At 40.5% G+C, this 18,197-nt stretch carries 16 protein-coding genes and 1 pseudogene; 3 read left to right on the top strand and 14 right to left on the bottom strand.

The window, feature by feature from the left end; translation table 11 throughout:
• The first annotated feature begins 4 nt into the window (after positions 1-4).
• The gene (gene eis, locus R3O62_RS06555; RefSeq protein ID WP_269110180.1) at positions 5-1,021 is read left to right on the top strand and encodes a GNAT family N-acetyltransferase; all 1,017 of its coding nucleotides are present in this window, start codon (positions 5-7) and stop codon (positions 1,019-1,021) included.
• A gap of 98 nt (positions 1,022-1,119) precedes the next feature.
• Here eis and R3O62_RS06550 read toward each other — a convergent pair whose 3' ends face one another.
• The 12 genes and pseudogenes from R3O62_RS06550 to folP all read right to left on the bottom strand — a co-directional run bounded on the left by R3O62_RS06550 (position 1,120) and on the right by folP (position 12,135).
• Positions 1,120-3,033, bottom strand: a complete 1,914-nt coding sequence (locus R3O62_RS06550; protein ID WP_269110179.1) for a discoidin domain-containing protein — start codon at positions 3,031-3,033, stop codon at positions 1,120-1,122.
• Positions 3,034-3,141: 108 nt separating this feature from the next.
• The gene (locus R3O62_RS06545) at positions 3,142-4,263 is read right to left on the bottom strand and encodes a BF3164 family lipoprotein (RefSeq protein WP_101604190.1); all 1,122 of its coding nucleotides are present in this window, start codon (positions 4,261-4,263) and stop codon (positions 3,142-3,144) included.
• 181 nt (positions 4,264-4,444) lie between these two features.
• Positions 4,445-4,753, bottom strand: a complete 309-nt coding sequence (locus R3O62_RS06540; RefSeq protein ID WP_010992033.1) for an NVEALA domain-containing protein — start codon at positions 4,751-4,753, stop codon at positions 4,445-4,447.
• A gap of 133 nt (positions 4,754-4,886) precedes the next feature.
• Positions 4,887-5,175 (bottom strand): annotated as a pseudogene (locus R3O62_RS06535) (DUF1573 domain-containing protein); the annotation flags it as partial.
• A gap of 239 nt (positions 5,176-5,414) precedes the next feature.
• Positions 5,415-6,518, bottom strand: a complete 1,104-nt coding sequence (locus tag R3O62_RS06530; RefSeq protein ID WP_269110178.1) for a 6-bladed beta-propeller — start codon at positions 6,516-6,518, stop codon at positions 5,415-5,417.
• Positions 6,519-6,639: 121 nt separating this feature from the next.
• Complete coding sequence (locus R3O62_RS06525) at positions 6,640-6,942, bottom strand: NVEALA domain-containing protein (RefSeq protein WP_217738246.1); 303 nt, start codon at positions 6,940-6,942, stop codon at positions 6,640-6,642.
• Positions 6,943-6,951: 9 nt separating this feature from the next.
• Entirely contained in the window at positions 6,952-7,431 is a 480-nt protein-coding gene (locus R3O62_RS06520) for a hypothetical protein (protein WP_005810848.1), read from the bottom strand.
• 238 nt (positions 7,432-7,669) lie between these two features.
• On the bottom strand, positions 7,670-8,554 hold the full coding sequence (locus R3O62_RS06515; RefSeq protein WP_234164685.1) for a DUF1573 domain-containing protein: 885 nt from the start codon (positions 8,552-8,554) through the stop codon (positions 7,670-7,672).
• Between the two features lie 10 nt (positions 8,555-8,564).
• Positions 8,565-8,801 carry an NVEALA domain-containing protein gene (locus tag R3O62_RS06510; protein ID WP_234164684.1) on the bottom strand — a complete coding sequence of 79 codons (237 nt, stop codon included), beginning with the start codon at positions 8,799-8,801 and terminating at the stop codon, positions 8,565-8,567.
• Positions 8,802-8,905: 104 nt separating this feature from the next.
• Positions 8,906-9,925 (bottom strand): winged helix-turn-helix domain-containing protein, encoded by a 1,020-nt coding sequence (locus tag R3O62_RS06505; protein ID WP_234164683.1) that lies wholly within the window; start codon positions 9,923-9,925, stop codon positions 8,906-8,908.
• Positions 9,926-10,476: 551 nt separating this feature from the next.
• Positions 10,477-11,241 carry a diadenylate cyclase CdaA gene (gene cdaA / locus R3O62_RS06500; protein ID WP_005779023.1) on the bottom strand — a complete coding sequence of 255 codons (765 nt, stop codon included), beginning with the start codon at positions 11,239-11,241 and terminating at the stop codon, positions 10,477-10,479.
• 33 nt (positions 11,242-11,274) lie between these two features.
• A complete protein-coding gene (folP, locus tag R3O62_RS06495) occupies positions 11,275-12,135 on the bottom strand; it encodes a dihydropteroate synthase (RefSeq protein WP_022011016.1) in 861 nt (286 codons plus the stop codon).
• A 110-nt stretch (positions 12,136-12,245) separates the two neighbouring features.
• On the opposite strand from folP, the gene R3O62_RS06490 reads away from it, so the two are divergent.
• Entirely contained in the window at positions 12,246-14,258 is a 2,013-nt protein-coding gene (locus R3O62_RS06490) for a tetratricopeptide repeat-containing sensor histidine kinase (RefSeq protein WP_032531131.1), read from the top strand.
• Between the two features lie 77 nt (positions 14,259-14,335).
• Here R3O62_RS06490 and glsA read toward each other — a convergent pair whose 3' ends face one another.
• Together glsA and R3O62_RS06480 are read right to left on the bottom strand one after the other, a co-directional pair.
• Positions 14,336-15,301, bottom strand: coding sequence for a glutaminase A (gene glsA / locus R3O62_RS06485; RefSeq protein ID WP_005811878.1), 966 nt, complete (start codon positions 15,299-15,301; stop codon positions 14,336-14,338).
• A 14-nt stretch (positions 15,302-15,315) separates the two neighbouring features.
• Complete coding sequence (locus R3O62_RS06480; RefSeq protein WP_005779031.1) at positions 15,316-16,758, bottom strand: glutamate decarboxylase; 1,443 nt, start codon at positions 16,756-16,758, stop codon at positions 15,316-15,318.
• 202 nt (positions 16,759-16,960) lie between these two features.
• Between R3O62_RS06480 and R3O62_RS06475 the strand changes: the two genes are divergently transcribed.
• Positions 16,961-18,196 (top strand): MFS transporter, encoded by a 1,236-nt coding sequence (locus R3O62_RS06475; protein ID WP_005779036.1) that lies wholly within the window; start codon positions 16,961-16,963, stop codon positions 18,194-18,196.
• The last annotated feature ends 1 nt before the right edge of the window (position 18,197 follow it).

Raw genomic sequence — 18,197 nt, 5'->3', positions numbered from 1 at the left:
ACTGATGATAAGAGAACAGGTAAAATCATTATGGAAATTGTGTTTCGATGATAGCGAAGCATTCATCGAACTCTACTTCCGGCTTCGTTATAACAACGAAGTCAACTTAGCCATCCAAAGTGGCGAAGAAGTGATTGCTGCGCTCCAAATGCTCCCTTATCCCATGACGTTTTGTGGTCAAACCGTGCCTACTTCATACATATCCGGCGCATGCACTCATCCCGACTATCGAAGCAAAGGAGTGATGCGCGAACTACTGTCACAAAGTTTTGCACGTATGCTCCGCAACGGTGTCCTGTTTAGTACGCTTATTCCCGCTGAACCCTGGTTGTTCGGTTATTATGCAAAAGCAGGTTATGCCCGGGTTTTCCGCATCTCTCACCAATCCTTCTCTCTTTCAGAATTACCTGCCGATTCGGAAACGGGCAGCATTGAGGAAGTTACAGAATACCAAGAAGATGTTTATCAATATTTGAACGGCAAATTATCAGAACGTACCTGTTGTTTACAACATACGTCCACTGATTTCAAAGTAGTTCTTGCCGATCTTGCCTTGACACAAAATACCGCTCTCGTAGCCCGAAAGGACAATCGAATAACGGGTATAGCTGTTGTCTATAAACACGATAATACCTCGTATATCAACGAGTTATTTGCTGACAATGAAGCTGTCCGGGCACAATTGCTCTGCCGGGCCGGGCTAAGGAATGGCACCGACCGGATCATTCTTCAACTTCCTCCTGTAGCCTCCCTGCCCAACGAAACATTAGGAATGGCACGTGTCATTGATGCCCGGACAGTTCTTCAGCTCTACGCAGCCAGTCATCCGGAAATAGAAATGAACATTGAACTGACCGATGAACAATTGTCAGCCAATAACGGATATTATTATCTTTGCAATGGAAAGTGCATGACCAGTGAGGTCCGCTTACCGGGAGCACACACCCGAATGACCATCGGTGAACTATCAGAAAAAATACTGTGCGAGATGCAACCGTATATGAGTCTGATGATGAACTAAACCTTTCAGTCCTAAGGAATATAGCTAATAAAACATCAATTATCTCATATTTCCTTTTCCGGAAACAACCTCCTCATACACCATCGCACACCCGACTTTTATAAATCAAACGTAAAAGTTTGCCTTCCATTTTTATAGATAAAAACCTGTTCTTCCCGTCCTTTGGTACAGTTTCTCAACCACAATAAGGCATTCTGTGGAACTAAAAATTCAATTTTTCTTTCCGTCGCCACTTTCCTGCCTAATGACTTCCATCCATTGATTCCGTCTTGATAGAATAACTCATAATTATCCCCGGGCCAAATGTAATTATCATCGTTACGCGGAGAGAAAACAATTCTTTCAATCGGCATACTTTCTCCCAGATCATAGGCCAGATAAGAAGATGTATCACGTGCCTGAAAATAAGTCAATATATTGCCATCTGTAACATACTCTAATTTTGCAATCGGTTCTATACTGTTTATCCTCCTCAACCGAATCTTCTCCTGACACAGTGAATCCTTAAATAGTGCCAGTTCCGCCAACTCCATTCTTTTCCCTGCCGGAGCAACATACCGCACATACCTATGCTTCTTTCTTGAAGGCGGAGTTAATATGCAATAATTAGTGGTAAGCGTATCCTCAAATTGCCATAACAGATCTGCATGTATAAATGACAAATCACTGGCAGCTTCAATCTTTGCCCCTATAACTGCTCGATAAGCCCATTCCGCAATTGTCTTTTGCTGAGGCATTTTCCGCCTTAATATAGCTTCCTTCATCAAATCGATATTGGGTTTCAGCAAAACAAACTCACCTCCCCTTTTAGATATGAACGGATATCCCGCCGGATAAAGTTTTCCTCCATCTCCCTGATAAAGAGTCTGATAAATCACATCGGGTTCTATATCCCGGAAAGTAACCTTACCCGCATTACCAAGTGCCATATCTACAGGAATCCATCCGCCGGGACTGAATATCCCTAAGTAGATGTATTGCTCTCCAGGTATTTGTATCGGTATTGTCGTATCATTGCTTCCAAAATATTCAGATGTCACATCTTTCACAAATCTATTTCTAAACACAGGATACAACCGTTTATTGCCCGAAATCCCGGAGATTTTCTCAGGTTGTACGCCCAAACAATAGCGATACACCTTCCCCTTTTTCCTTCCGTCATGCCGTAAGGTATCACGTGACGCTTCAAACTCATTAAATCCGAATTGAAGAAAAGTTCCTGTTGTGTCACGCAACATCGTCCAACAATGATAATGTTGATAATCGGGTGAATAAACAAAATAGTCGGTCGCAACAGGAATTCCACAAGCACGCATAGCATATATTGTCAGGTCGCATGCTTCACGACAATAACCAATCCGATTATGATAAAGAAAAACAGCATCCAAGTGAGGTATCCGAAAATCAGTATTGTAGATGTAATACAGCTTTCTCAGTTTCCCGTCAATGATCTTAGAAGCTTCAATAACATCATCCCCCTTATAAAGAGAATCGAGTAGAGTTCCATAATCTTCATAATACAATTTACGCCAATCCGATAAAGGTTCATCGGCTATTCTGTAAGGTAATATCAGTTCGCAAAAATCATCGAACGGCAAATTTCTATTCCAAGGATATTTCCTCCAAACTTCAAAAGCCAGGTCTATATTATCTATCAAATATTCCGCTGTTATCACTTGGGCGTCATATATCTTGGAGAGAGAGTCAAAGGAAATTCTGTTCCATTTATTCTTCTCCCTTTTAGATATAGGACGCCCTTCACAAACCCCAACTAATAAATGGTGAATAGAATCAAGTTCATTTCCTTCATAAGAATACCATCCCGGCATATTACGAATTAAAAAACGAGCTGCCTCCAATTTTTCCGGATCGGTTCTATAATGTTCTAATACCTTTTCAAGCTCCACGCAATTATCGCCGGCAAATTCCAAAGCATATTCCAACCGCCTATCTTTCTCCGATTGACAAGCTGCCAAAGTTAAAACTAACAGGATAAACAGTATATATTTCATAGTTAAAACAAATGCTTATTTTCTATTCAGACTTATTCTTTCTAAGATATTCATGTTTTAGGATTGAATTTGACATCGGAGGCAATCCTATTATTTTAGTTGATGAATTCATAAGCCTGTGTTAGGAACCAAGAAATCATCCAGGTCTAAATAAAGCACGTCATCTATTTGGGGATTTGTCACATATAATCTATTTCGGATAGGATCTATCCACATCTGCCCAATGCTATAATCCGTCTCTATTTTTTGTACCAGATTCCCATCCCAATCATATACATGAATGATATTCATGTGTGGAGTCTCAAAACGTTCCCAACGCTCTTTTCCCCAATATACTGCATATATGTAATTGTCATCCGCCTGAACCCTTGTAAAATACGACTTTATTTTTTCATCACTTTTAAAAACAGAAAAGTCCGGTTCACCTTCCAAGCGATAGCCGCTCACATGACCTGTTTCAAGATCCAGAATATTCAATTGCGCAAGATGAACCATAGCTTGCACCACTTTAGTTCCATCCGGTTTAATGGCATCATTCGAGTAGAAAAAAGACTCCGGCAGAATGGAAGCTTCATCGTTCCTTATCGACTTCTTATAGCTTGAAAAGCTCTTCAGCAACTTATTCGTGTCAAGTGTCCGTTTTTGATAAACGGGCAAAGTAGCTTCTTTATCATTAAGCGGGAACGACTGTAACTCTGTAATTAATGTATTTTCATCCTTCAGAAACATCAAATAGTATGGAGCACCTCCATTCTCCTCTCTCCAGGGATAGGAGATTTGCTTATCCATAACAGTGGTGTCCCGCTTGATCGACTGAGTTATATTCCAGATAAATAGCTTCTCTTCATTAGGAGCGAACAGTAGAGTTTTCAGATCCCCTTTTTCTTTAAAGAAATGAAAAATCGGACCCAAAGCGGCAACTTCCCCAGGACCACTTCCTCTATAACAAAAAGTGCCTATTTCTTTTCCGGTGTCTATATTAAATATATTATAAAAGCGATCCGGTAATTTAGGATTCATAAAAAACATCAGTGAGTCGTATGTGGATAGCCATCCAAAATTCGCTCCATCCAATGGAAGTATTTTCAATGTAGCTTTCTTCGTGTCTTTGATACTATCTTCAATCGTTTGAATTTTACCATTGAAGTATGCGGTGTCATCATTTTCATGACAACTAACGCAAATATTCAATATTAGTGCAAGACTAAATATCACTTTAATGATATGCATATTTTTAATTTAGTTTATATTGTGATTATTATTTGAAACAAAATAAATCAGTAGCTCTTCCAACTGTTTTTTTATCTCAAAAATAGATGTGATTTTCTCGTGCCTCTATTTGAACGAAATTTATAGGGAAGCAAGAAACCAATATCTACTTTTGAGATAATTATCTAACTAAAGATCAACTTTATTTAGTACACCGATCCTGCTTATTATCATCATACCACCCAGACTCCATTGAAGATGGACATGGATAGATTGTATTTTTATCAGTTTTACTATCGCAAAAATATTTATAACCTCTTTTTGTACTCCAAGTATCTTCCAAATAACAATAGCCGGCATTAGTTCCTTCGCCATCAGCCAATGCTTCTACATTTGCCATAGCTACATCTGACAACTGGATTGCTTTTTGTGTTTTATACACATTATAACCAGTAAACGACAGAACCATCACTGCGACGAACGCAATCGTAATTTTCATTCTTGTTTTCATTTTATTTTCTTACTTTAGTTGATTATCTTTTTATTTATTCCGCTTATCATTTCCACGGAAAAGCAACCCAATTGCCTTCTAAAGCAAACTTTTTCCATAGGCTAACGTTCTCCATAATTTTTAAGATTAACTATTAGTTTTCTTTATCAACTGCATTACCCCGAATCTTCAAACGTATTGGAGAGGTGGAAGTATTACAATATACAGTAATGGTCTTCTCAAAATGTTCGGGATGCTCTGCATGGTAAGTAACCTGAATATCGGCAGATTTCCCCGAAGACACAGGCTCCTTGCTATAAGCAAGATGTACACCCACACGAAGTATTTATGTCCTCGATAATCAGAAGATGATTGCCAAGATTCCGCAAACTAAAAGTAGCGGTCTGGGGAGTTTTCCAATCAAAATCGCCCATTTCATCGATAAAAGTCGGATAAAGGAATCAGCCCTTCGTCAATCAATGTCTATACACATACATCAATACATGAGACTGCACTATCCAGAAGAGAGAATCAAGTTTAGCATTCTATTTAGAAAGCGTTTGAATTCTTCTTCCGGTATCTCTTTATTGATTTTTAAGTTTAACCTTTTCATTGATTCCCATCTTGGTTCTATTTCGCTAACTTACTAACAGACAATCATACCTTCTCATACCCCTAATACTCATCTTAATCTCAAAAGACTAAGTATCGCAGTTTGCTCATTTATCTCCTGTTGCTGATAAGCGGACGGAAATGCATCATCCGGAAATTCATCCGTATAAACTGTGACAAATGTATTAGGGATATTAGATGAAACCGGACGTCCCATTTCCGAATATCCCGGAATATCCATCTTTGTCAAATTTCCTTGCTCTATCCGTCCATCCTTCTTAAAATAGACAGACCACATCCCTTTATTGGGTGAATTAAAAGACCAAAGAGAGAAAACAAGATTCTTCCCATCCACCGTGAAAAGACTGTATGTACACTCCTCTTTCGTCTCGTACAATTCCCGGTCCGAGCAGTAAAAATCCGCCAACATAGGCAAATTAGACTTCTGCCTCATGGTTCTTACCACTGTATCATTCACAGCATCATATTGATAATAGCTTCCATCCACCGGATTATAAATTTTTATGGTTCCATCCTCTTGAGCACACAGTGTATTCCAAGCAGAATGCACATAAGGAATCCCCTTTTCATATTCTAACAAATTCTTCACTCTTCTCCCTTTCTGATCCAGAATCCAAAGTCCCTTACAATTCTCATCTTCAGAAGGACGATGGCAGAGAAAACGGCCATCCGGCAACTCAACAACATCATTGAAAACAAGAGAATAAGGGAAGCTCAACGAATGACGAAATTCTCCATCAAAACCGTAAGAATAAATAGTCCGTTTACTCATATCACAGACATAAACACAATCTTTTCCTACGAAAAAAGAGTCCATCTCTCTATACTCTCCCGGTCCCTCACCCCGCTGACCAATCGTATTCAAAAAAGTACCATTCTTATCAAACCGGAATGCCATTTCTTGCTTTCTATCCGAAATGTAATAACAAGAATCTTTTGAAATTACATTATCGACCATACCCCAAAAATAAGGAGAAGGTAATTGCAGCCTGACAGACTCAATGGTGTCCACCAATACAGACATCGGCAGATATGGATTAGAGACAGACAGATCAATTACTATATCTCTCTCTTCCAAAGATGTTTCTCGATGACAGGCTATCGCACTTCCAACGAGTAATAATCCCAATAAAAATTGATTCAGTTTCTTCATAAATATTGTTTTAAAAAAACTGATCAAAAGTTGAAAAGGCAACCATATATTAATTTATAAACACCTTTATGAAAAATAATTATTATACTATCCAACTTCTGATCAGCCTCACAATAATCTCTTAACAACGAGCTAATCCTTTAGCACATCCACTATATTGACTACTACATTTTTCACAACAGGGAATTTTTGTTGTACCAAACATTCCCGGTAACCAATAATCTCTAGAACTCAGATAATAATAAGGTTCCAGAGTCGTATCAATATTTCCATGATCACTATTTCCTTCATTCTGAGCCAATGACTCAATATTTTGTAATACTAAAGTTGATACGTTTTTATCCTCTTTGTTCGCTTGAACATGATAAATACCACACAGCGAAAAAACGCTTAAACATATCACAAATAATAACTTTACTTTCATAATACACTTTTATTTATCGTTAAACAAATAGTTAGTTCTCACTAACTCCATATATTCTTTATTTATCTTTTGATTAACAGTTGGATCTCCAATATAAATAATCCTATTGTTAGAATCCAACAACCAAACATGAGAATCATTATCTGATATTTTATTCATACTTCTAAATGTGTTATTAGTATCAATAAATACTGGAGTCATAAATTGATGAGATCTCAACATCACGTAGACATCATGCTGATAAATAGGCTCTAACACAAAAACAAAACCAACTTTAAAAGATGTGATAGAATCTACTTGTTGAATCAATTCTTGCCATTTAGCCACATCAAACTTACAACTTATACATTGTTCTTTTCCAATTACAAGAACAATCTTATATGGAAAAGAGCTATAGTCATATACCACTGAGTCTCTCCCAAATAACAAAAAATCACTTTCCGAAGGTAAACTTATTTTTTTGCCGTGCCAGCCTTTTACATATTCCATATCTTTCTTTGATTTACTTGTACAAGCGTGCAAAGAAAGCAATAAAAACAACAACGGTATAAAGAAAAAAATATTATAACCCTTCATAGTAATAAATAAAAAGAAATGAAAAAAAGATCGATAATAAGCACTCCAATAATTTCCCGCTTATCATTTCCACGGAAAAGCAATCCAATTGCCTTCTAAATCAAACTTTTTCCATAGGCTAACGTTCTCCATAATTTTTTAAGGTTAACTATTAGTTTTCTTTATCAACTGCATTACCCCGAATCTTCAAACGTATTGGAGAGGTGGGAGTATTACAATATACAGTAATGGTCTTCTCAAAATGTTCGGGATGTTCTGCACGGTAAGTAACCTGAATATCGGCAGACTTCCCCAGAGACACAGGCTCCTTGCTGTAAGCAACAGATGTACAGCCACACGAAGCATTTATGTCCTCGATAATCAGAAGATGATTGCCAAGATTCCGCAAACTAAAAGTAGCGGTTCGGGGAGTTTTCCAATCAAAATCGCCCATTTCATCGAGGTTTTTATCCAAAACCACTTTTGTTTGAGAAGAGGTAGCGACTCCGGTTTGCTGTCCGGTAATAATTTGCAAATAAAGGTCACGCACCTTTTTATTATGGACAGGATTACCAATCGCAATCACCCTGTTCTGACTATCCAAAAGGAAAGTTTGAAAGTTCACATCCGAAGGAAAATGATTCAAAGCATCAAAACCTCCCTTTTCATCGATAAAAACCGGATAAAGGAATCGATCTCTTTTCAATAGAAAAGAGATTTCATTTTTGTTTTTCGGATGGAAAGCAAAGAGAAAAGATACCTTTCCATTGGCCATTGTGTCGACCATAGAAATGAAATATTTCCATGTAGGAAGTTGCAATTTACAACTGGTGCAGCCCACCGAATCCACGTAAGTCATTATGGTATATTCATTTTGGGGAAATGAATAACCGGCACTGTCCTTTCCCAAAACATTGAATGTCATATCAGCGGGATAGACAATCGTTCTACCTTCCCATTCGTGGATCAAACGGGATATTTGCTGCTCTTTGGTCTCTTTACAAGAGCAAAAAAGCAAGAACAACACAATAAACCAATAATTATGGATAGCTCTCATTATGAGAATCTTAATCTAAACTATTATACATGTAATAGCCTTCTACCTTTGCATAAGCAATGGGACATTCGATTGAACCTATTCCATAGCAAATATAGTTGAAACCTTCTTCACCCTGGGCCAGAGCTTCCATATTTTCCAGCATCAAGGAGTTAGAAATTTCCTTGACATGAGTACTCTTCCAATAGCTAACAACAGCGATGGAAAACAAAACCAATACAACAGATGTAACTTTTAGCTTTTTCATATTTTTATGCAGATATAAAATTATACTGCAAAGGTACGCTTATCCCACACAAGCACTGCAATAAAAACACTGAGAAAAAAGCTGAGAACGCTGATATTTCACTATCAAGTGGCTTTAGGGACCAATCGATACCCCATTTTTCCTTTTGTTTCTATCAAAACAGGTACATGAAAAGTTTCCAGTTCTTTTCGTAAATCACTAATAATCCTGTTCTTTTTATCGCTTGTGGGAATATCTCCTAAAGCGATCCATAAAGCCTTTTTTATCTGCTCATTTGTCAATTCATAATCAGGTGATTCCAAAAATAATTTCAACAAATCAGAGAGTTGAGAACGCAATTTATAAACAGTCTCTGCTTTCGACAGGCTTTGGGAGGAATAGCAAAATCCGACATCGCCCAAAAGCCAAACTCCCTCCTCCAGATTCTGGATAAAAGGAATCTTCTTCCGGATAAAAAAACATAAATACAAATTCTGCAATTTACAGTTCACCTTTTGATATACGCATCCATACAAAAGTAAAACGATCAGGCTCAAATGGATTATAATAACTTTATGATTCCAATTAGCACCCCCAAACGCATCGGATATGGTAGAAGTAAAAAAAGCATTTATCCGCACTTCTTTTTTCACTCCTACATGAAGGCACATCAAAGTATCGGCAAAAGTGCTTAAAGTAGAGCAAGATGAAGAATCTGTTCTATTCTTTCCATACGTCATAACTTGGAGAGCCGTTTTACCCTTTACCCCAATGAGATTTAAGACATTTCTCCAATATATATCTAAAGAATCAGCATTAAGAGGACAACGATCTTTTAAAATAGTTTGTTTTATCATACTCTCAGTAGAAAAGTCCAAAGAATCACAATGCATCTCTTGAAGCCCCTCACAATCTTTAACCCAAATTTTCCTACCAACCGCTCGCCCTTTTGAAGAAGTAAAAAAAGGAATCTCAGAATGCGACAACCGATGTTCCAATTCGTTATCAACGGCTATCAAAAGCGCATTTTTTGCTTTCTCGCGAGTAATCATGTCACCGTCCTGATAAAGATTAACAACCAATGAAACAATCAACAGAACTAAAACAATTACAAAAAAACAGCTATGATACTGAGAGGTTTTCATATTGTACTATTAAGATAACGAACAACAAAAATACTCTTTATTAACAAAAGTTCCAAGCAAATCATAAATTATAACTTCTCAATACCTTTCCCCCTGCACAAATAAGGAAGAGACCAACTTGATTTCCCCCATATCATAAACCTTTATGAACAAGATAATTACCATTTTTCATACGATCTTTACTCCGGCCCGCATACGTGGGCTCATGGGCCCGCATACCGGGGCTCATCGGCCCACGTACCCGGGCTCATGGGCACAGACATGCGGGCCCGGATAAGATTCAGACCATTTTCGCTAAAGATACTAAGGAAAACAAAATGCTTTTATAGGTATAAACAGAAAAAACAGCCCACCCATCATGCTATATATAAATAGATTACGCTTATTTCCTTTACTAAAATGAAGGGTGGAAGATGGAAGATAGGGGTGGAAGATAAAAGCCCTTAAAAACAGCATCTTCCACCCGCTAAGAGTCTGTTTATCAGAACCAAAATTCTTAAAAGGTGGAAGATGGAAGATCGAAATGCATTTTTTGTATGAGAGCGTGATATTTAGCTTTCCTTTGTCAGCAGACTTTCAAGTTCTTCAGCACTCTGGCGAAGATAGAACTGTCCGCGCCATGCTACAGAAATTGCTCCGGTTTCTTCGGAAACGATAATGGCTAAAGCATCCGAGACTTGAGATATGCCCATTGCTGCCCGATGACGGAGTCCCAGTTCTTTGGGTATATCCAAATTATGTGACACAGGAAGAATACATCCGGCAGCTTTGATACGCTTCTTACTGATTACCATTGCACCGTCATGCAAAGGACTGTTCTTAAAGAAAATGTTCTCTATCAGGCGCTGGTTGATATTGGCATCGATAATCTCACCGGTACGAATGACATCGTCAAGAGGGACATTACGTTCCATCACGATCAAGGCCCCCACCTTCTGCTTTCCCATACTGATACAGGCCATCACGATGGGCATGATATCATCATGCTGAAGTTTTTCTTTTTTATTTCCGGTAAGGAAACGTACCAAGGCACTGGCATGTTGATGCGAACCGAGCGTGAGAAGGAAACGCCTGATCTCATCCTGAAACAAAACGATCAGTGCCAATACTCCCACGCTTACCAACTTATCGAAAATAGAACCGAGGAGTTTCATCTCGAGCACTTGCGAAACAACCAGCCAGATAAGGATAAACACCAAAATACCGGTAAACACATTGATAGATCCGGAGGCTTTCATCAGCTTGTATGTATAGTAAAGCAGGAAAGCCACCAACAGGATATCAATAAAATCTTTTATGCCAAATTCAAAAAACACGGATTAAAATATTAAGAGTTAAATATTCGGATATCAGGAATGAAACGATACGCTTTTCAGTTTTTCAATCAACCGGACCGCCTCCACTGCTTCACGTACATCATGGACACGTAGTATATCGGCTCCCTTCATCAATGCCACCGTATCGAGCACAGTCGTCCCGTTGAGTGCCTCTTGCGGAGTAGCTCCGAACAAGCGATAAATCATCGATTTGCGCGAGACTCCTACCAACAAAGGCAATTCGAAGATACCGAACTCCTCCAGATGTGCCATCAGTTCGTAATTATGCTCCAGTGTTTTGCCAAAACCGAAACCGGGATCAAGAATAATATCTTTCATCCCCAAATCACGCAACTGCCGGACTTTCCGTGCAAAATACATAAAAACCTCTTTCAACAAGTTTTCATAGTGGGGTTCCTTCTGCATGTTCTGGGGAGTGCCCTGCATATGCATCATGATGTAGGGAACGTTCAGACGGGCTACGGTTGGGAACATCTGCTCGTCCATCTCACCCGCCGAAATATCGTTGATAATGGCGGCTCCATACTCCTCGACACACTGCCGCGCCACTTCGGCACGGAATGTATCCACGGAAATAATAGCATCCGGGTGATTACGGTTCAATATTTCCAGCCCGGTACGCAGCCTTTGCATCTCTTCTTCCGGTGAGATATGCTCGGCATTGGGACGTGACGAATAAGCACCGATATCAATAATTGATGCACCTTCATCCAATATCTGACATGCACGCGCAGCGATCTCGGCTTCAGTCCGGCTACGGCTGCCTGCATAAAAAGAATCGGGCGTGACGTTGAGTATTCCCATGACCTGCGGAGTGGAAAGATCGAGTAAACGTCCGTTTACATTCAGACTTTTGAGAATCGTTGAATCCATTTTCTGTTTTTACAGTTGATTGTCGCAAAGATAAAGAAAAATAAATGTCCCTATGCTATCTGCACACTAAAAATAAAGTTATCTTTGCAGGTATCAAGACTACTGAAACAATGTTTATCAAATTATGCCGTCACATCATATTACCTATACTGGTTTTGTTCTGCTTTCAATATCAGACAAGAGCTGAACACACGCTTACAAAGACGGACAGCGTTTTGCGTAGCTACTTCTTAAAATGTAAGGCAGAAATCAACAGTCCGGCTTTCCTGCAAATAAACGATACCCTTGCCCGCCTGTCAAAACAGAAAAAGGACAGACACATGGAAGCTGTTGCCGCTTCGCTGAAGCTGGACTATTATTATTATAAAAATGATCTCGACAGCATTCTGATTGAAGTAGAGAACGTGAAAAAGATAAGCAAACAGAACGGGCAGTTGAAATACTTCTATTTTGCCTGGGGAAGCCGGCTGATTACTTATTACATAAAGCAACATCAAACCAGTACGGCCATTTATGAGGCGCAAAAAATGCTCCGGTCGGCCGAAGCTGATAATTTCATCCCCGGAATCGTACAGTGTTATCGGGCATTGGGAACCATTTATATGACTCAGTCGAATCCCAAACTGGCATATGAGAATTTCAAAAAACAAATAGAGCTTATCGAGCAAAACGGAATAGAAGACATTAACCTGCCTACCCAATACGCATCGCTTGCCCAGTGTGCCCTTGAATTGCACCAACCTGAGGATGCCAAAAAAGCGCTGGACGAAGGAAGCAAAAAGATAAAAAGTGCCTATCAGAATTTTACAATAAACAAGGCTTACATTCTGTACTACATCGAAACGAAAGAATACGATAAAGCGAAGAAAATACTTCGGAAGATGGAACAACTATTCGAAGAAGACAAAACACTCACCATCTACAGAAACGGATTATACTATGTACAGACTGAGTATTACCTGGCTACCGGAGAATATAATAAAGCGCTCGAAGTGATCGACCGGATCAAAGCCGACTCTCTCTTTTCAAACAAATACTTGAACTACAGCATCACTCAAAAAGAAGGAAATATTTACTGGGCAATGAACGATAGAGCACGGGCGGCCCAATTTTACCGGGACTACATCCTGGCTACAGATTCGATACGCACCCAGGAAATACAGAACTCTACCAGTGAGTTCTACGCCATCCTGGAGGTAGAACAGTTACAGAAAGAAAAAAGCGATTTGCTGCTTCACATGCAAGAGGAAAAGCTACAGACTATTTATACAATCCTGATCTCACTCGTTGTCGTCCTGTTAGTAGTAGCAATGATGTTCTGCCGCATTTCTAAACTGAATCAGAAATTAAAGAAGTCGGAAGCAATTGTGGTACAACAGAACAAGGAATTGACAGAAAACGGTGAGGAGCTGCGCAAAGCCAAAGAACGTGCGGAAACTGCAAGCCAGATGAAAACAACATTCATCCAAAGTATGTCACACGAAATACGTACGCCGTTGAATGCGATTGTAGGATTCTCGCAAGTACTGAGTGCTTACTTTAAAAACGAAGATGAAACAAAAGAGTATGCCTCTATCATAGAGACAAGCAGCACTAACTTATTGCGGCTTGTGAGTGACGTACTCGACATTTCGTATCTTGATCAGTCGGAAGAATTGCCATACAATAAACCCGACGACATCAACAATTGCTGCCAGACAAGTATCGAGCGGTCAAGAGATTCTGTGAAACCGGGGGTCAGCCTTTACTTTGAACCACAATGCAGACAGCTCACCATATTGACTAATCCGACAAGAGTAGCGCAAGTACTGACCCATTTGCTACACAACGCAGCTAAATTTACGGATAGAGGAAGCATTATTCTGGCCTACACTATAGCGGAAAGTCCAAGCCGGATCATATACACCGTTACCGATACGGGAAAAGGCATTCCTGCAGAACAACAGGAATATGTATTCGAGCGTTTTGCCAAACTGAACGACTTTTCTCAAGGTACCGGACTGGGACTCCCGATATGCCGTATTATCGCAGAAAAGTTAGGTGGCAGCCTCATCATAGATAAGGAATATACAGGAGGATGCCGTTTTATCTTCACCCTTCCTTTGATCCGGGCCAATGTGTGAAAAGAAAAAGGTTGCCCCTCAGGCGGAAACCGCCCTCGGAGCAACCTAAACAAAAAAACGGTAAAGCGTTACCGCTACTACTCAACAATGGTTACTCTTGCACCATTGAATACATTCAACCCCAACTTGTTCATGATGTATTTAATGGCCAACTGTGCTTTCACAGAGTTGCCCGAACCATCCAAAGGAGGTGCAAAGGCAGAAATACCGAATACGCCCGGCAATACCCCCATCACACCACCACCTACACCGGTCTTGGCAGGAATACCGGAAGTATACATCCAGTCACCCGAATGTTCGTAGAAACCTACGGTGGCAATCATAGAAGTGATTTTAGGAGTCAGTTCGGCATCGAACACCTGCTTCTTGGTAACAGGATTCACACCACCATTGGCAACCGTACCGGCAGCCACCGACAACATCTGTGCAGTAACTCCCAAAGAGCACTGACGGGTATAGAGGTCGAGCGACATATTCGGATCATCATAGATGCGGTTATAATTCTTCAGCAGCCAGGCAATAGAACGGTTGTTGAAGTTGGTAGCTGTTTCCGACTTATAGAGTTCTTCAATCAGCTGTGGAGCAGAGCCGCAAAGATCGGTAATATTCTGTACAATCGCATCCCACTTCTTATCGGAATTACCAACCGGCGTCACCATGGAACAAGCAGAGATGGCTCCGGCATTGACCAACGGAGTAGACGGATGATCATTTTCCAATAAGATGGCGATGATAGAGTTGAAAGGCAGTCCGGTAGCATCCGCTCCAATCATTTCCAACACCTTCTGCGCCCCGTATTGACGGAGAATCAGAATGGCTGTATGTACTTTAGATACGGATTCGATACCGAAACGATAGTCAAAATCCCCTACGGTAATAGTTTGACCATTCAGCAAACAGACACTGATACCAAAAAGGTTCTTGTCAATATTAGCAAGATAGGGAATATAATCGGCATTCTTACCACCGGTATTACCCTTGACTTGCTCATAAGCCTGTTGTACTACCTCTTTTATTTGGGAAATAGATATTTTTTTGTCCATACCAATAATGTTATTTATTTCTTAGCAACTTGCGGTTTACCGGTATGATTAAACACTTTGGTTTCTACCGGCAGATTCTTTTCCTGGGCGATACGGGTGGTTGTCGGGTATTCCAGTTTTTCAAGTTCGGTAATAGCATTCTTGATATCTCCCAACAGCATATCGGCCATGTCCCGGCTGAATCCCTGACGAACTACCACACGCATAACCACATAATTCTCCAGTTTAGAAGGCAGTGTATATGCCGGAACCATCCAGCCGTGCTGAGCCAGTTTATCCTGCAAATCATAAAGAGTCCATTTGGCGTTCTTTGCATATTCCGGTTTCATGTACCAGATAAACAACGGGTTCACTACATCTTCAGAGTAGTTGACAAACGGAGCCATCTTAGCGATCTGGCTGTGGATATATTTAGCTATTTGCAGAGAGTTATACTGTACTTCCTTGTAACCCTGGAATCCTAAACGGATAAATTGATAATACTGTCCCAGAATCTGAGCAGCCGGACGTGAGAAGTTCAAACCTACCTGAGTAATGTTAGCTCCTAAATAGTTTACGCTGAAAGCCATTTCTTCGGGCAGATATTCTTTACCTTTCCAGACAACCCAACCTAAACCCGGATATACAAGACCGAACTTATGACCGGATACACTGATAGAGAGTACCCATTTCAGGCGGAAGTCCCACTTGGTTTCCGGATACAGGAACGGAAGGATAAAGCCACCGCTGGCGGCGTCTACGTGAATAGGAATGTCATAACCGGTCTTGGCGTTATAAGCATCGAGGGCTTTGTCAAGCGCTTCAACGTCGTCATTCAGGCCTGTCCATGTAACACCCTGGATAGGAACTACACAAATTGTATTTTCATCACACATCTTCAAGGCTTCTTCCGGATCGAGTGTGGTCTTGTCCAATGTCAGAGGAACCTGACGCATCTCAATTTGCCATAACTGCGCAAATTTCTCCCAAACTACCTGAAAGCCGGTTGAAATCACAAAGTTTGGTTTGTCAAACGGTTTGCCCTGTGCCTGACGTTTTTTACGCCAACGCAGCCAAGCTGCAACACCACCCAACATACAGGCTTCTGAAGAACCGATAGCCAGCGCACCTGTCTTCCAGGTATCTTTCTCCGGAGAATTCCACAAGTTGGCTACAATGTTGATACATTTACCATTCATTACGGCAATACGCGGGTATTCTGTCTCGTCAATATAGTTGATATTGATAGCTTCATTCATCAGCTTCGTTGCATAGTCATCCATATAAGTAGTCACGAATGTAGCAAGATTCAAACGGGGCTGAGTTTGAGCAAAAGTTTCGTCCTTCACCATCTGGTAGGCGATTTCCGGAGTCGTAGGTCCATCAGGTATTTTCTCCACCGGAGAGGGTTGCAACATTTTGTTTGAACCAAATACATCGGTTTTAGCATCACCTTTTCTGAAATTTAAATCTTCCATAATTACTCTTATTTTTAATTAGGTTTAGGCGATGGGGATTTTCCCCGTCGAATTTCCCACAACAACATCGAAAGGATATGAAAGTTCTTCGGTTTTACATTATTTGGCGTTTATTAAACACACTTTCTGCTGCTTAGATGCCGAACATTCTGACGAATCGTTTGTTCTTCACACACCTAAACTTTATAATACCTATACAACTATGCGTATTCAAACTGGTCAAGGGACTATACCCCTTATCACCCTTATCGGCATCTGGTCTATCTCGGCCCTGAATGCCCTACCCGGTCTGGCGGTTTCTCCTATTTTGGGGAAGCTATCCGTCATCTTTCCACACTCCACCGAACTGGACATACAGATGCTTTCGTCTCTGCCCTCACTACTGATTATCCCATTTATCCTTCTGGCGGGCAAACTGACCGAACGGGTCAATTTCATACATCTATTACAAGCCGGGCTTGCCATCTTTGCCTTAAGCGGAATACTTTATCTACTTTCGGGACAAATGTGGCAACTGATTGCTGTAAGTGCTTTACTGGGAGTAGGATCGGGGCTGATCGTTCCGTTGTCCACCGGCCTGATCTCAAAATACTTCACCGGTTCATATCGTGTGAAACAGTTCGGATTAAGTTCCGCCATTACGAATATAACCCTTGTGATAGCTACGGTGGTCACCGGATATCTGGCTGAAGTCAACTGGCATCTGCCATTTGTGGTCTACCTGTTGCCGATTGTCTCACTTATCCTGTCAGTATATCTGCAACGCAGCATGGCAAGCGAAGGAAGCACCTCACTTACCAATGATAAAGATACGGCAAGCCAAGAGGAGGATGTAGATACGGGAAACAGTAAATACGGCATTCATATCCGCCATCTTGCAGGAATCATGTCTGTTTACGGGCTTGCCACTTTCCTGGTACTGGTAGTCAGTTTCAACCTGCCGTTCCTGATGGAAGAATATCATTTCACCAGTGGTAACTCCGGCATTATGATCTCACTCTTTTTTCTGGCCATCATGGCTCCCGGCTTCTTTTTAAGTCGCATCGTTGGTACACTGAAGGAGAAAACTAAATTCTACAGCTTCCTCAGTATCGGCATCGGGCTGGCACTGATCTGGATCTCACCCAAGGAATGGATGATAGCTCCGGGATGTATCTTGGTAGGATTGGGATACGGAGTCATTCAACCTGTTGTCTACAATCAGACAACCCACACGGCAATCCCCCGCAAAGTGACATTGGCATTGGCATTTGTGATGGCGATGAATTACCTCGCCATCCTGTTGTGCCCTTTCATTATCGATTTCTTCCAGTCGACCGTGTTTCATATCAAATCCCAACAGTTTGCTTTTGTATTCAATTTATGTATCAGCATTGTGATGCTCGTCATTTCTTATACCAAACGAAATTCGTTCCTGTTTAATGATAATCTGAAATAGA

This window comes from Bacteroides hominis, assembly GCF_033042785.2.
GTDB classification, from domain to species: domain Bacteria; phylum Bacteroidota; class Bacteroidia; order Bacteroidales; family Bacteroidaceae; genus Bacteroides; species Bacteroides hominis.
Note: the sequence above shows the minus strand (reverse complement) of the source record. Positions and strands in the feature narration are given on the sequence as shown.

Coding starts and splice junctions, on each gene's coding strand:
- eis (WP_269110180.1), top strand. CDS start 5: ATGATAAGAGAACAGGTAAAATCATTATGGAAATTGTGTTTCGATGAT.
- R3O62_RS06550 (WP_269110179.1), bottom strand. CDS start 3,033: ATGAAATATATACTGTTTATCCTGTTAGTTTTAACTTTGGCAGCTTGT.
- R3O62_RS06545 (WP_101604190.1), bottom strand. CDS start 4,263: ATGCATATCATTAAAGTGATATTTAGTCTTGCACTAATATTGAATATT.
- R3O62_RS06540 (WP_010992033.1), bottom strand. CDS start 4,753: ATGAAAACAAGAATGAAAATTACGATTGCGTTCGTCGCAGTGATGGTT.
- R3O62_RS06530 (WP_269110178.1), bottom strand. CDS start 6,518: ATGAAGAAACTGAATCAATTTTTATTGGGATTATTACTCGTTGGAAGT.
- R3O62_RS06525 (WP_217738246.1), bottom strand. CDS start 6,942: ATGAAAGTAAAGTTATTATTTGTGATATGTTTAAGCGTTTTTTCGCTG.
- R3O62_RS06520 (WP_005810848.1), bottom strand. CDS start 7,431: ATGGAATATGTAAAAGGCTGGCACGGCAAAAAAATAAGTTTACCTTCG.
- R3O62_RS06515 (WP_234164685.1), bottom strand. CDS start 8,554: ATGAGAGCTATCCATAATTATTGGTTTATTGTGTTGTTCTTGCTTTTT.
- R3O62_RS06510 (WP_234164684.1), bottom strand. CDS start 8,801: ATGAAAAAGCTAAAAGTTACATCTGTTGTATTGGTTTTGTTTTCCATC.
- R3O62_RS06505 (WP_234164683.1), bottom strand. CDS start 9,925: ATGAAAACCTCTCAGTATCATAGCTGTTTTTTTGTAATTGTTTTAGTT.
- folP (WP_022011016.1), bottom strand. CDS start 12,135: ATGGATTCAACGATTCTCAAAAGTCTGAATGTAAACGGACGTTTACTC.
- R3O62_RS06490 (WP_032531131.1), top strand. CDS start 12,246: ATGTTTATCAAATTATGCCGTCACATCATATTACCTATACTGGTTTTG.
- glsA (WP_005811878.1), bottom strand. CDS start 15,301: ATGGACAAAAAAATATCTATTTCCCAAATAAAAGAGGTAGTACAACAG.
- R3O62_RS06480 (WP_005779031.1), bottom strand. CDS start 16,758: ATGGAAGATTTAAATTTCAGAAAAGGTGATGCTAAAACCGATGTATTT.
- R3O62_RS06475 (WP_005779036.1), top strand. CDS start 16,961: ATGCGTATTCAAACTGGTCAAGGGACTATACCCCTTATCACCCTTATC.